The 13717-nt window shown below is 59.2% G+C and carries 11 protein-coding genes; 9 read left to right on the top strand and 2 right to left on the bottom strand.

Going from position 1 to position 13717, the window contains the following annotated elements; genetic code table 11:
• Nucleotides 1-23: 23 nt before the first annotated feature.
• Nucleotides 24-1262 (top strand): metallochaperone AztD, encoded by a 1239-nt coding sequence (locus FBZ97_RS11910; RefSeq protein ID WP_145319774.1) that lies wholly within the window; start codon nucleotides 24-26, stop codon nucleotides 1260-1262.
• Between the two features lie 210 nt (nucleotides 1263-1472).
• Here FBZ97_RS11910 and FBZ97_RS11905 read toward each other — a convergent pair whose 3' ends face one another.
• Nucleotides 1473-2618: an acyltransferase family protein gene (locus tag FBZ97_RS11905; RefSeq protein WP_145319772.1), complete on the bottom strand. Its 1146-nt coding sequence runs from the start codon at nucleotides 2616-2618 to the stop codon at nucleotides 1473-1475.
• Between the two features lie 262 nt (nucleotides 2619-2880).
• Between FBZ97_RS11905 and FBZ97_RS11900 the strand changes: the two genes are divergently transcribed.
• The 6 genes from FBZ97_RS11900 to ugpC are packed head-to-tail and all read left to right on the top strand — an operon-like array spanning nucleotide 2881 to nucleotide 10205.
• Nucleotides 2881-3894: a LacI family DNA-binding transcriptional regulator gene (locus tag FBZ97_RS11900; RefSeq protein ID WP_145319769.1), complete on the top strand. Its 1014-nt coding sequence runs from the start codon at nucleotides 2881-2883 to the stop codon at nucleotides 3892-3894.
• Nucleotides 3895-3918: 24 nt separating this feature from the next.
• Nucleotides 3919-5238 (top strand): extracellular solute-binding protein, encoded by a 1320-nt coding sequence (locus FBZ97_RS11895; protein WP_145319767.1) that lies wholly within the window; start codon nucleotides 3919-3921, stop codon nucleotides 5236-5238.
• A 51-nt stretch (nucleotides 5239-5289) separates the two neighbouring features.
• Nucleotides 5290-6135, top strand: a complete 846-nt coding sequence (locus FBZ97_RS11890) for a sugar ABC transporter permease (RefSeq protein ID WP_112342902.1) — start codon at nucleotides 5290-5292, stop codon at nucleotides 6133-6135.
• Entirely contained in the window at nucleotides 6132-6965 is an 834-nt protein-coding gene (locus FBZ97_RS11885; protein WP_069609990.1) for a carbohydrate ABC transporter permease, read from the top strand. Before FBZ97_RS11890 ends, FBZ97_RS11885 begins: the two co-directional genes overlap by 4 nt.
• Nucleotides 6966-6993: 28 nt before the next feature.
• The gene (locus tag FBZ97_RS11880; RefSeq protein ID WP_145319765.1) at nucleotides 6994-9102 is read left to right on the top strand and encodes an ADP-ribosylglycohydrolase family protein; all 2109 of its coding nucleotides are present in this window, start codon (nucleotides 6994-6996) and stop codon (nucleotides 9100-9102) included.
• Complete coding sequence (ugpC, locus tag FBZ97_RS11875; protein ID WP_145320051.1) at nucleotides 9102-10205, top strand: sn-glycerol-3-phosphate ABC transporter ATP-binding protein UgpC; 1104 nt, start codon at nucleotides 9102-9104, stop codon at nucleotides 10203-10205. Before FBZ97_RS11880 ends, ugpC begins: the two co-directional genes overlap by 1 nt.
• Nucleotides 10206-10273: 68 nt before the next feature.
• Here ugpC and FBZ97_RS11870 read toward each other — a convergent pair whose 3' ends face one another.
• Nucleotides 10274-11011 (bottom strand): GntR family transcriptional regulator, encoded by a 738-nt coding sequence (locus tag FBZ97_RS11870; RefSeq protein WP_145319763.1) that lies wholly within the window; start codon nucleotides 11009-11011, stop codon nucleotides 10274-10276.
• 152 nt (nucleotides 11012-11163) lie between these two features.
• On the opposite strand from FBZ97_RS11870, the gene FBZ97_RS11865 reads away from it, so the two are divergent.
• Complete coding sequence (locus FBZ97_RS11865; RefSeq protein WP_145319761.1) at nucleotides 11164-12477, top strand: MFS transporter; 1314 nt, start codon at nucleotides 11164-11166, stop codon at nucleotides 12475-12477.
• A gap of 30 nt (nucleotides 12478-12507) precedes the next feature.
• Complete coding sequence (gene manD, locus FBZ97_RS11860; RefSeq protein WP_113389521.1) at nucleotides 12508-13710, top strand: D-mannonate dehydratase ManD; 1203 nt, start codon at nucleotides 12508-12510, stop codon at nucleotides 13708-13710.
• Nucleotides 13711-13717: the final 7 nt, after the last annotated feature.

Raw genomic sequence — 13717 nt, 5'->3', positions numbered from 1 at the left:
TGTTATTACATAAAGGACCTTTCATGCCTAACACGAGCTCTGGTATCCTCCTGGCGGCCTCATCCCTGGCTTGCGCCCTCCTGCTTGCCTTTCCATCGTTTGCCGACGACGAAAAGGAGATGGAAAGCTGGCGCCTATTCGTCGCCGATCACAGCCTGCCGATCGTCCGCGCGATCGATGCCTCGAGTGGGAAGGAAATCGGCCGGTTCGATCTTGACGGCCATGCCTCCCTGTCTCTCAGTCAATCCGGCCGCACCATATTTGCCGTGCAAGGCGAAAAGAATGTGGTCCACGCGATAGCAACCGGCATATCCCTCTCCGACCACGGCGAACATCGCGATATCGAGCTTTCCGATCCGAAATTGCTTCCAGCATCGATCAAGGGCGAAAAGCCCGGGCATGTGGTGACACACAGCAACGATGTCGCGATCTTCTATGATCGCGACGACAAGTTCGATCTCCTGTCCGAAAGTGACCTTGCCGAAGGCAAAGCAGATATTCGTTCGTTCCGGACGATCGCCGCCCACCATGGCGTTGCCGTTCCGATGGGCAACCATCTTCTCGTGTCGGCGCCGAACATGGAGGCACCTCTCAAGGAAGGCGAATTGCCGCCGCGCCTCGGCTTGCGCGTGTTAGACCGAAAGGGAGAACAGGTCGGCGATATCAAGCGCTGCACAGGGCTTCATGGGGAAGCGACCTCCGCCCGGCTGGTTGCCTTCGGCTGCGAGGAAGGTGTCCTGATCGCGCGCCCTGGCGGCATCGACGGCCCAAAGGTTGAGATGCTTGCCTATGCCCCCTCCCTGCCAAAGGGCAAGGTCTCGACATTGCTCGGCGGCACGTCCATGCAATACTTCCTCGGCAATTATGGTGAGCAGAACGTCGTATTGATCGATCCGGACAATTCTGACCAACCATACAAGCTGATCGAACTGCCGACACGACGGGTCGATTTCGTGCTCGATCCGGCAAAGCCGCAGATCGCCTACATTCTCACGGAGGACGGCAATCTGCACCTTCTTGACGTCGTGAAAGGCGCGATCGTGAAATCCGAAACCGTTACCGAGCCTTACAGCAAGGACGGCCACTGGCGCGACCCGCGGCCTCGCCTGGCGATGGCCGGCAACCTCGTCGCCATTACCGATCCGCACCACAGCCTCGTGCGCATGGTCGATAATCAATCGCTGAAGGAAGTCCGCAGCATTCCCGTCGAGGGGCAACCCTTTGCAATCGTTGCGGCTGGCGGATCGGGAGCGGTGCATTGAGAGCCTGAGATGTAGAGATTGCGATCCGTCTCAGATCATTGATTGTTGGCAGCCAGTCTCTGACTGCCGCCGCCTATTTGGAGCGCCATGTTTTAAGCGCGATGCCATCGATCGCGACCTGTAGATCATCGCAACGGGAGCCGGTTGCGCGGCCAGCTCCCGACAATTGACGATCGATAAGAATCCGATTTGCCAAGCTCGCTCGTGATATCAGGCAGCGTGCGGACGAAACATTGCGTTCGCGGCACTCTCCAGACGAAGCTTCAGTTCGTAAGCCACAGCGCAGATTGCCAAAGTCGCAACGGAAATCGGGATAAACGACACGGCGGACAAGAGCCCAATACGATCCAACCCATAGGCGATCAGCAGCATAACGGTCTGGTGGAGAACGTAGTAGGTGAGAACTGCCCTGTTGAGATAGCGGATCACGGCGTTTTCCGATCGGCACCAAATCCTCGCATAGCCGAGAACGGCGACGATCGCGCACCACTGGAACGTACCACCAAGCACCCTCCCTACAGACAGCCGCCACATTTCTGGATCACTGGAAGGCAGGCTGGGAAACAGGCATACCAAAGCCACCGCGCAAGCGACCGTCAGAATCAATGCCGGCCTCCGCATGTTGACAATAGCATCCCAGCAATCGTCACGCGTTGCCATCACAGCTCCCATCAGGAACGCGGCCATATAAACGGCATGACTGTACCAATCCGTCAAAAACTCCAGTGATGGGGGGAAAATTGGTCTCAAGACGAGCCGCAGTAAGATAAATAGCAAGGCGGGCGCTATCAGTACCCATTTGCCCGTAAGCCAGGGCGCAAGCCGATCTCCCATATAGGGCAACAACGATGGCCACACCGCTACCGCGAGCGTAATGATCACGGTATAACTCCACAGATACAGGAGATACCAAAGATGCTGCATGCCGGCGAGGAGCGTCTGCTCACCGCTCGGCAAGGAAACCGGAGTCAAGGTCAGATAATTCCAGAAGACCTCCAAAAGGCTGATATGCACACCCATCTCAGCGTTCAAAAACACATATATCTGTGGTGGAATCAGAAATACCATGCCCGCCAGAAAAGGCAGCAATAGTTGTCTTGTCCGCGCACTCCTCAATGCGCCTGGAGGACGCTTCACAAGCAGCATGCCCGTCACGGCGCCTGAGATGAAAAACAGCAACGTCATTCGCCACGGATGCGTCAACAAATGGATTATATCGAAGGCGGGAGAACTGTCCGGCGCCTTCAGCATGAAATTTCTCGAATTATAAATCAGGCTAACGTGGTAGACGATCAGCAGCAAAAATGCTGCCACCCTGATGAAATCCAAATCATGCCGACGTGATGGTCTCTCCATATTTTCGCATTTTAGATTTCAACCATTAATTGATTATGTAGTGAGCTACTCAAAATTTCGCGTTGGAAGGGCAAGCTTCCATGAAGCTCGGCCGAGCAGGCCAGAGCGCCCTGAGGCGAACGCCCATATCGATAAACGGCACCTCTCCAAAGCACGGCAGCCTCTCCGCCAAAAGCATGGGCAGAGGCGATGACGACGCTTGACACTCAGCCTGCGAACTTTTATTGATACGTATAACTAATACGTATAAGCAAAGTGAGTGATGAAAAACGGACGAGCAACGCAAAAGGATGTCGCAAGGGCTGCGGGGGTTTCGCAGGCTACCGTTTCCATGGTGCTGAGCGGCGGCGGAGCATCCATCCCGGCGGAGACATGGGAGCGTATCACCAAGGCGGCAAAGGACCTTGGCTACGTGCCAAACCGTTTTGCACAAGCGCTCAAGACGAGCCGCACGATGACCATCGCCTGCATCGTGCCTGACATCACCAATCCGTTCTATCCGTCTTTGATCCGCGGCATTCAGTCGGTCGCTGACGGCCAGAACTACGATGTGATCACGGTCAACACCGACGGGACGCCCGAGCGGGAACGTCATTTTCTCGATTGGGCCCGACAGGGCCGTGTCGATGGCGTGGTCGGCGTCTTCTTCACGCTGAAGGCCAAGGATTTCAATCCATTGGTCGAAGCCGGCGTTCCCATAGTAAGAATTGAATCATCCAAGAAACGCGGCGGCGAAATCCCGATCGACGACATCTATGTCGACAGCAGGGCGGCGGCGCAGACGGTGACGGAATATCTGCTGGGCCTCGGTCATAAGCGCATCGCGCTCGTCGCCGGGCGCGGCGGTCCGCAGGCACACCGTATCGAGGGTTATCGTAAGGCGCTCGCAGAGTTCGGCCATCCCGACCATGTTGTCATCGATGACGAATTTTCCGAGATGGGCGGCGTCCGCGCGGCCGAGAGCATCCTCAGCGGCGATTTCAGACCGACCGCCGTCTTCGCCGCAAACGACCTGATGGCGATCGGGGTGATGCAGTCGCTGCGCGAGCGCGGCATCCGCATCCCCGAAGATATCGCCGTCGTCGGTTTCGACGATATTTCCGCCGCCAAGCTTGTCACCCCAACGCTGACGACGGTCGCGCAGTTTCAATGGAAAATGGGAGAACGTGCCGCGCAGACACTGATGGACCGCCTGCGCGGAGAGAAGACCGGTGCTGGAACCGCCGTTGAAATGCCCTTCGATCTCATCGTCAGGGGTTCGACGAGCAACGAATAAAACCAAATCGGGAGGAGAAAACCGATGCACAGACGTACAGTTTTGAAAGCCGGCTTCGGCCTGGCTGCCCTGCCGCTCATGTCCCGCTTCACCTTCGCGGCGGATCAGAAGCCGGTATCCTTCTGGTACGAATCCGCTTCGCCGGAGAACCAGGATAACCTCAAGAACATTCTGATCGACCCGTTCAATGCGGCACATCCCGAAGACCTCCTGAGTATCGATTTCCGCGGCTCGGATCTCGACAAGCAGCTGCGCGTCGCGATGCTGGCCGGCACAGGCCCCGATGTCGTCTTCACGGCCGGCCCGAGCTATGTCGCGGCAATGGCACAGGCCGGTCAGCTTATGCCGCTTGACGACTACGCCAAGAAATACGGATGGGACGAGCGTCTGCTGCCGCTCTTCCTCGATCTCGGCCGCTACAACGGCAAGCTCTATGCGCTCGCGAAGACATACGAAACGCTCGGCCTCTTTTACAACAAGACCTTGTTCGACCAGAACAAATGGAAGGTGCCAACGACCATATCTGATTTCGAGGCGCTTGCCGACGAGATGAAGGCCAAGGGCCTGACCCCATTCGGTGCCGGCAATGCCGACTGGCGCCCGGCCAACGAGCATTATGTCTCGATCGCCATCAATTCTATTGCCGGACCCGAGAATGTCTACAAGGCGCTGACAGGCGCCATTTCGTGGACAGATCCCGCCTTTGTCCACTCGATCGACAAGCTCGCGGAGTGGTGGGACAAGGGATATTTCGGCGACAACTACTTCTCGCTGACACTGGAACAGGCCTTCGCGCAGATCGCCAGCGGCCAGGCCGGAATGGCACCGACAGGCACGTGGAATTTCACCAACGTCCAGACCTATTTTCCGCAGAACAACGCGGAGCCCGGCTTCGTCGGCTTCCCGAGCGAGAAGGGCGATCCGATCTTCGCACTTGGCATCGGCTCGACGCTGTCGATCAACGCCAAGTCAGGCAATGCCGATGGCGCCGCTGCCGTTCTCGATTACATGTTCACCGACGACTACTACAGCAAGATGAACTCGGTCTGGCAGGGCGAATGGAACCTGCCGCTGGCCGATCTCTCCAAGGTCAAGCTCTCCGATAAAGTCCTGCCTCTTTACGAGGACGCCATGAAGCAGCTGGCAGGCGCAGTCGCCGCCGGCAAATACGGCTACACGACCTGGACCTTCCTGCCGCCGGCCACAGACACATACCTGGTCAGCGGCATGGAAGAGGTCTGGCTCAAGAAAACGAAGTCGGCCGACTTCCTGAAGAAGCTTGACGAGACCTTCAAGCAGGAACGCGACGCCGGCAAGGCGCCGGCGGTCCCACCCCGCACCTGACAAGCCGCCGCAGGACGGCGTTGAAAGCACCGTCCTCGTCCGGAGGATATTATGCACCGACTTTATCTCGTTCCGACGATGATCATTAATATCATCATCGTCCTCGTCCCTGCTTTGCTGACGGTGGCACTCGCCTTCTGCAATTGGGACGGCATTTCCCCGCCCACCTTTGCGGGCCTCGACAATTTCCGCGCGCTTGCCGGTGACCGCGTCTTCTGGCTGGCGCTCGGCAACAACATCATCTGGACCATCGTCTTCCTGACGGTGCCAATCCTCATGGGGCTGCTTGCCGCCTCGATGCTGCTGATCGTGCGCCGCGGCAGCAATTTCTTTCAGGTCGTCTATTTCCTGCCCGTCGTCATCGCGACCGCGATCACGGCCCGCATCTGGCAGGGTATGATCTATAGCCCCGTGACCGGTGTCTTCGGCCTCCTCAAGAAATACGGGCTGCCGATCCCTAATCCGCTGACCCAACCGCCGATCGCGCTGTTCGGCGTCGCGACCGTCGACCTCTGGCACTGGTGGGGCTTTCTCTGCGTCATTTTCTTCGCCGCACTCCGCCAGGTGCCACAGGAACAGATCGAGGCGGCCCGCATCGAGGGCGCGACCTATGTCCAGATGATGCGCTATGTGCTGCTTCCCGGCATCCGGCCGACGATCACGCTGATGATGATCATGACCGTCATCTGGTCGTTCCTCGCCTTCGATTTCGTCTACATCCTCACCCAGGGCGGCCCAGCCTTCTCCAGCGAACTGCTTTCGACACTCGCCTATCGCAAGGCCTTTTATGATCTGAACGTCGGACAAGCGGCCGCCGCAGCCCTCGTAATCAGCCTGTTCGGGCTGATCGGCACCTTCTTTTACGTGCGCATCCAGACCAGGGAGGGCGAGCAATGAGGCTCGTGGAAAGCCGCCTGACCCTCTGGGTCTGCTATATCCTTCTCGGCATATTCGCCTTCATCGCCCTCTTCCCGATCGCGCTTCTGGTGCTGAACTCACTGAAGCCGGCGGCTCAGATCGTGCAGAATCCGCTCGGCTTGCCGCAGCCGATCCGTTGGCAGAATTTTGCCAATGCCTGGAACCACGCGAAATTCTCGAAGACTTTCGTCAATTCGCTGATCGTCTCCGGCACGACGATCGCGCTCGTCTGCACCACATCATCGCTGACGGCCTATGTCATCGCGCGCCGCAAGATCAAAAGCTGGAAGATCTTCACCTTCTATCTGCTGGCGACCACGACCGCACCGATCCAGCTCTATATCTTCCCGCTCTATTTCGGCTTCGCCAAGCTCGGGCTCATCAACAACATCTTCGGCGTGGCGCTGATCTACACAGCGCTCTACAGCCCCTTTGCCGTGATGCTGCTCAGAACCTATTTCCTGGCGGTTCCAAAGGAGCTTGAGGAAGCAGCGATCGTCGACGGCGCTACGCATTGGCAGGTCTTCTGGCGGGTGATGCTGCCGATCGTCTCGCCGGGCATCCTTACCGTGGCGCTGATCATCGGTCTGAACTCCTGGAACGAGTTCCTGATCGCCACGACCTTCCTGCAAAAACAGGAGAACATGACAGCCGTCATCGCCTTCTTCCTGCTGTCCGGCCAGTACAGCTCCGATTGGGGGGAGATCATGGCCGCAGCGCTCATCATCGTCGTGCCTGTCGTCGCGCTTTTCGTCTTCATGCAGAAGCGCTTCATCGAAGGCATGGCTGGCGGCTCCGTCAAAGGCTGAACGAATTTATCGATAAATGGAGTAAGCAATGCAGCTTCCGAACGACTATCTCGAACGCGTCTATGCTGGTGTCCTGGGCAAGCTCATCGGCGTCTATCTCGGCCGTCCCTTCGAGGGATGGACCTACCAGAAGATCATGGAGGAACTCGGCCCTATCGAATATTACGTGCATGAACGCCTGAACCAGCCGCTCGTCGTCACCGACGACGATGTCGCAGGCACCTTCACCTTCATCCGCGCGCTGGAAGATTACGGCATCAAGCCGAACCTCTCCGCCGAAGAAATCGGCAAGGCCTGGCTCAATTACATCGTCGAGGAACGCGCGATCCTCTGGTGGGGCGGCAACGGCAACTCCACCGAACACACCGCCTGGCTTAATCTCAAGAAGGGCGTGCCGGCCCCGCAGTCCGGTTCGATCACCACCAATGGCCAGGGCGTTGCCGAGCAGATCGGCGCCCAGATCTTCATCGATGGATGGGCGATGGTTGCCCCCGGTCAGCCGGAACTCGCGGCCAAGCTTGCAGAACAGGCCGGCAAGGTCAGCCATGATGGCGAATCCGTTTATGCCGCCATGCTCTGGGCAGCGATGGAAGCCGAGGCTTTCGTCACCTCCGACATCGACCATCTGATCGATACCGGGCTCAAGCAGATCCCAAGCGATAGCCAGATCGCCCGGCTGATTGCCGACATCAGGGCCTGGCACAAGGTGCATCCCGATTGGCGCGACACACGCCAGAAGATCCAGGACAATTACGGCTACGACAAATATCCCGGCAACTGCCATATCATGCCCAATCACGCGTTGATGATCATGACGGTGCTCTATGCGCCGCACGATTTCCAGAAGGCGCAGATGATCGTCAATACATCGGGCTGGGATACCGATTGTAACGCCGGCAATGTCGGCTGCCTGCTCGGCATAATGAATGGCCTTGATGGACTTGCCGAAGGCCCTGACTTCCGCGGCCCCATCGCCGACCGCATGCTGATCTCCTCAGCTGACGGCGGCAACTCCATCAACGATGCCGTGCGCCAGGCCTATTTCCTGACAAATCTCGGTCTACAGCTTGCCGGCCATCAATCGCTCGAGGCTCCGAAGAACGGCGCGCAGTTTCATTTCTCGCTTCCTGGCAGCCAGCAAGGCTTCCGCCCACTGACAGGTCTCGGCGCGGCAAGCGGCGTGCGTGTCGGCAATACCGAATTCGAAAGCGGGCGCGCGCTGACAATCGATTACGAAGCCCTCGGGCCGGCGCAAAGCGCCGTGGTGACTACGCCGACCTTCTCGCCGCGAGAAATGCTCGACATGCGCACCTACGACCTGATGGCGACGCCGCTCGTCTATCCCGGCCAGACGGTAAAGGCCCGCGCCAAGGCCGACGCGCAGAACCGCGGCACAATCGAAGCGCGTTTGCGCATCCGGATCTATGATGAACGCGACCAATTGAGCGACATCGACTCGGCGCCGGTTGTCATAGAGCCCGGCTCGGAAGCCATTCTCGAATGGACCCTTCCTGAGACCGACGGCCAGCCCATCGCGGAGATCGGCATCACAGTAGCCGGCAGCGGGAGGCGCGCCGATGGCCGCGTGTTCCTGGATTATCTCCGCTGGGACGGCGCGCCCCAACTGACATTGAAGCGCCCGGCTGGCGACGGCGATTTCTGGCGCATGGCCTGGGTGAACGGCGCAAGCTTCTTCTCCAAGCGCTTCCCGGCCGCCTTCCGCATCGCGCAGAACCGAGGCGAAGGCATCATCATTCATGGCACGCGCCAATGGACCGATTACCAGGCTTCAGGCCAGGTTATGATCCATCTCGGCAATTACGGCGGCCTTGCCATCCGCGCTCAGGGCCTGCGCCGATACTACGGCGCACGCGTGACGCGCGACGGCAAGATGCAGATCGTCAAGGTGCGCGACGAGGAAACCAAGGTTCTTGCCGAAACCGCCTTCAAGACCGAGTTCGACAAGCATATCGCCATGAAGGTCTCGGCGCAGGGTGCACGCATCACCTTCGAGGCCGACGGTGTTTCGGTGACGGCTAACGATACCGCCGCCGATGCCTTCCGTGACGGCGGTGTCGGCCTTCTCATCCATGAAGGCGCCTTGTCGTCGAATGAGATCCGGATCGGAGAAGTATGATGGCAACGGTCATCATCGATAAGGCACGCAAGGCTTATGGCGCCGTGGAGGTTCTCCACGGCGTCTCGGCCGACATTGCCGACGGCGAATTCGTCGTCCTTGTTGGCCCCTCGGGCTGCGGCAAGTCAACCCTGCTCAGGATGATCGCCGGCCTTGAAGATATTACCGGCGGCACGATCGGCATCGGCGGGCGCGTCGTCAACAACCTGCCGCCCAAGGAACGCGACATATCCATGGTCTTCCAGAATTATGCGCTCTACCCGCATATGACGGTCGCTGAAAACATGGCCTTCTCGCTGACACTTGCCGGAGCCGCCAAGGAAGAAAAGCAAAAGCGCGTGGCACATGCCGCGCAGATTCTCGGCCTCACCGATCTCCTCGGGCGCTATCCCCGCCAGCTCTCCGGCGGCCAGCGCCAGCGCGTCGCCATGGGCCGTTCGATCGTCCGCAATCCGCAAGTCTTTCTGTTCGACGAACCTCTGTCCAATCTGGACGCGAAGCTTCGCGTCGCCATGCGTGCCGAGATCAAGAGCCTGCACCGGCGCCTGGCAACGACGACCGTTTACGTCACCCACGACCAAGTTGAAGCCATGACCATGGCCGACCGCATCGTCGTCATGAACGGCGGCCATATCGAGCAGATCGGTAAGCCGCTCGAGCTTTACGACAACCCGCAAAGCACCTTCGTTGCCGCATTCATCGGCTCGCCAGCCATGAACCTCCTGAATGGACGCTTCGACACTGATGGCGGAAAGCCTGTCTTCAAGACCAATGAGGGCGTCCTGCTGCCCCTGCCCGACAATGCACCCAGGGTTTACGGCGTGGAAGGCGTCTACGGCATCCGGCCGGAATATTTCACCCTCTCGCCCGCAAATATCGGCATTCCCGCGCGCGTGGTGGTCGTCGAGCCGCTTGGTTCCGAGACGCATATAACGGCGACGGTGGGCGGGCAGACAATCGTCACCGTCTTCCATGACCGGCTCGATATCGAACCGGAAGAGACGATCTGGCTGCAGCCGCGGACGGAACGGATCTGCCTGTTCGATGCTGGCGGGCGCCGGCTGACCGATAAGGCCGTCGAGCGGAACCTGCAACATTCGTGACGCCAAAGCGCCGTCGTAAGGCGGCACTTCAACCCGCGCCATGTCGAATTTGCGGGATACCTGCTCGATCAGTTGATCGGCCCGGCGACACCGGTCCTGACAGCTATATCGGCAAGGCTGACATCGAGTGTTGCCGGATCGATCGACTGGCGCACCTTCAGCAACATATTGCCGAGATCCTCCATCATCTCACGCACAAACTTCTCCGTGCGGCCGCGATCTCCCGAAACGATGAAGCGCAGCAGCGATATATGGCTTTCGACAGTTGTCTCCATCGGGGCGCCAGGGCCGAGATAGGTGTGATAGATCCATCCGGTACGGCGATAGAGCGTCTGGAGTGGAATGAGCGTGTTCGCCAGGAGCGGCTCTCCGGATGCCGTCAGGATCGCTCTATTCAATAGCCGGTCGGTGACATTGAATCGCTCAAGGCTGAGTTCCGCCTTGGAAGCCTCCAGATCGGTAATGAAGGTTCTGAGGATCTTGTGATCCTGAGGCGTCGCCCGCTCGGTCGCAAGCCCGCAGGCAATCGCCTCCATTTCCGTACGCAAGGGAAGCAAGGTCCGCTCCTGCGCCAGATTGACAGGCGCGATCCGTAGGCCCGAGCGCGGACTGACATGGATGAGCTGATTTGCGGAAAGGCGCTTAACCGCATCATGAACGGGTGTGCGGCCGAGCCCCGCCTGCTGCTGCAACTGCTGGATCGTGTAGCGTGCGCCGGGCATCAGTTCTGTGGAAACGATCATGCTTTCAAGGCGATCATAGGCCTCCTCCGATAGGCTTCGAGACTGTTTTTCCTTCTTAACCATCGCGCTGTCGATCTTTTCCCGCTCCAACTCACCAACGTCCCTCCCGCCCGATTCACGAGGGTCGGCATTGACTTTTGGCTGCTTATATCAAAATCATTGCCTCATGTGAAATTTCAGATTAGTAGCGTGATATTTCTTAGAGGGAGGAATCTATGGCAATCGAACACGCATCAGCCGTTGGCGCCATACGCCGGCCATCCACCAATCGACGCTGGTGGATCGGCGCGCTTCTCGCGCTCGGCGTTCTCGTCAATTATTTCGACCGCGTGAACCTGACGGTCGCTTCGCCGCTCATTCAGGACGATTTTCACATCGGCCCTGCGGAAATGGGCATCCTGTTCAGCGCTTTCGGCTGGACCTACGGTTTCCTGCAAATTCCCGTCGGAATGCTGCTTGACCGTTTCGGCGTAATGCGGGTCATGCGTTGGAGCACATTCTCCTGGGGTGTCGCCTCCGTCATCACAGCCTTTTCGACGGGCATGCAGACGCTCTTTCTTTCCCGCATGCTTCTGGGCGTAGCGGAAACTCCGGGCTTCCCGGCCAATTCGAAGGCGACCGGCTATTGGTTCCCGCGCCATGAACGCGGTCTCGCAACCGCGCTCTTCGATGCTGCCGCGAAATTCTCCAATGTCATCGCCATCCCGCTGGTCGCCTTCCTGATGCTGCATTTCGGCTGGCGCGGCGGCTTCCTGGCGACGGCTATCATCAGCTTCGTCTTCTTTGCCATGTTCTGGTTGTTCTACCGCGACCCCAGTGCCGACAGGAACCTTTCCGATGAGGAGCGGGCCTATCTGAAGGCCGGCGGCGCTGCCCAGGAAGGCGAAGCCTCGGCCAATGCCGTCGGCATGCTCAGCTACCTCCTGCGCAATCGCAAGGTCTGGGGCCTTTCCATTGGCTTTGCCGCCTATGGCTATGCTTTCGCCCTCTTCATCTTCTGGCTGCCGGATTATCTGGTCAAGGAGATGCACATGGACATCCTGAAATCGGCAAGCTTCACGACGATCCCATGGATCTTCGCGACGATTTCGGATCTCCTCATCGGCGGCTGGCTGATCGACCATCTCATCCGCAAGGGCCACGACGAATCCAAGGTTCGCAAGTCGATCATCGTTTTCGGCATGCTGATGGGTCTTGCCGTCGTCGGCGCCGGCCTCACGGCCGATCCCTATTGGGCTATCCTCTGGATCACGATTTCGCTGAGCGGCCTTGCCGCTGCCGCACCGGCCGGATGGTCGATCCCCGCGCTGATCGCTCCCAAAGGTGGCGCGGCCACGGTTGGCGGCATCATGAACTTCCTCAACAGCGTCACCGGTATCGCCGCGCCGATCATCACAGGCTTCATCGTCGGCGCCACGCAGTCCTTCAGCCGCGCCTTCCTTCTGGCCGGCGCGATGCTGGCGATCGGCATCGTCTCCTATGTCTTCGTCCTCGGCCGCATCGAACCGATCGCCGATCCGAAGGCATGATTTAGATCCTTAGACCATGAAAGGGTTCCCATGAAAATCACCAATGCGAAGGTCATCGTCTGCTCGCCCGGACGCAACTTTGTCACGCTCAAGATCGAGACGGACGAAGGGATTTACGGCATCGGCGACGCCACGGTGAACGGCCGCGAACTGGCCGTCGCTTCCTATTTGCAGGATCACCTCGTTCCCTGCCTCATCGGCCGCGATGCATCGCAGATCGAGGATATCTGGCAGTATTTCTACAAGGGCGCCTATTGGCGCCGCGGCCCGATCACTATGGCGGCAATCGCCGCCGTCGACGTGGCGCTGTGGGACATCAAGGCCAAGGCGGCCAACATGCCGCTCTATCAACTGCTCGGTGGCGCCAGCCGCACGCATATGCTGGCCTATACCCATGCCAACGGCGAGACGATCGAAGAGACGGGTGACAAGGTCGCCGCCTTCAAGGAACAGGGGTGGAAGGCAATCCGCGTGCAGAGCGCCGTTCCCGGCCTGCCCATCACCTATGGCGTCGAAAAGGTCGGTTCGCTGGCCCAGGCGGAAGACAAGCCACGGGAAACGCTATGGGATACGCCGACCTATCTGCGGTTCCTGCCGAAGCTCCTCGACCATCTGCGCGATCGCTTCGGTTATGATCTCCACCTGCTGCACGACGTCCACCATCGCCTGACGCCGCAGGAAGCGGCAGGGCTTGCGAAGGATGTGGAGCGCCACAGGCTCTTCTGGCTCGAAGACGCAGTTCCAGCCGAAAACCAGGAATCCTTCCGCCTCATCCGCCAGCACTCGACCACGCCGCTCGCACTCGGCGAGGTCTTCAACTCGATCCATGATTGCCGCCAGCTGATCCAGGAGCAGCTGATCGACTATATCCGCACGACGCCGCTGCATGCCGGCGGCATTACCCATGTGCGGCGCATCGCCGATCTCGCCGGCCTCTATCACATCCGCACGGCCTGCCATGGCGCGGCCGACATGTCGCCGATCACGATGGGCGCGGCTCTGCATTTCGATCGCTGGGTGCCGAATTTCGGCATCCAGGAATATGCCTTCCATCCGGACGAAGCCAAAAACGTCTTCCCGCATGAATGGCATCTGAAGGACGGCCACCTCTACAGCGGCGAAAAGCCGGGCCACGGCGTCGACTTCGACGAGAAAGCGGCCGAGAAATATCCGTATCGGCAGGCCTATCTCGACGTCGCGCGGCTTTCCGATGGGACCATGTGGAGTTGGTGATTGTTTC

Origin of the sequence: Rhizobium sp. ERR 942 (assembly GCF_007828395.1) — a bacterium.
In the GTDB taxonomy this organism is placed as follows: Bacteria; Pseudomonadota; Alphaproteobacteria; order Rhizobiales; family Rhizobiaceae; genus Rhizobium; species Rhizobium dioscoreae.
The sequence above is the reverse complement of the archived record's forward strand: the minus strand, read 5'-3'. Positions and strand labels throughout refer to the sequence as shown.

Excerpts from the sequence above, each read along its gene's own strand:
- FBZ97_RS11890 (WP_112342902.1), top strand. The coding sequence starts at position 5,290 with ATGCACCGACTTTATCTCGTTCCGACGATGATCATTAATATCATCATC.
- manD (WP_113389521.1), top strand. The coding sequence starts at position 12,508 with ATGAAAATCACCAATGCGAAGGTCATCGTCTGCTCGCCCGGACGCAAC.
- FBZ97_RS11895 (WP_145319767.1), top strand. The coding sequence starts at position 3,919 with ATGCACAGACGTACAGTTTTGAAAGCCGGCTTCGGCCTGGCTGCCCTG.
- FBZ97_RS11905 (WP_145319772.1), bottom strand. The coding sequence starts at position 2,618 with ATGGAGAGACCATCACGTCGGCATGATTTGGATTTCATCAGGGTGGCA.
- FBZ97_RS11880 (WP_145319765.1), top strand. The coding sequence starts at position 6,994 with ATGCAGCTTCCGAACGACTATCTCGAACGCGTCTATGCTGGTGTCCTG.
- FBZ97_RS11910 (WP_145319774.1), top strand. The coding sequence starts at position 24 with ATGCCTAACACGAGCTCTGGTATCCTCCTGGCGGCCTCATCCCTGGCT.
- FBZ97_RS11900 (WP_145319769.1), top strand. The coding sequence starts at position 2,881 with ATGAAAAACGGACGAGCAACGCAAAAGGATGTCGCAAGGGCTGCGGGG.
- FBZ97_RS11870 (WP_145319763.1), bottom strand. The coding sequence starts at position 11,011 with ATGGTTAAGAAGGAAAAACAGTCTCGAAGCCTATCGGAGGAGGCCTAT.
- FBZ97_RS11885 (WP_069609990.1), top strand. The coding sequence starts at position 6,132 with ATGAGGCTCGTGGAAAGCCGCCTGACCCTCTGGGTCTGCTATATCCTT.
- ugpC (WP_145320051.1), top strand. The coding sequence starts at position 9,102 with ATGGCAACGGTCATCATCGATAAGGCACGCAAGGCTTATGGCGCCGTG.
- FBZ97_RS11865 (WP_145319761.1), top strand. The coding sequence starts at position 11,164 with ATGGCAATCGAACACGCATCAGCCGTTGGCGCCATACGCCGGCCATCC.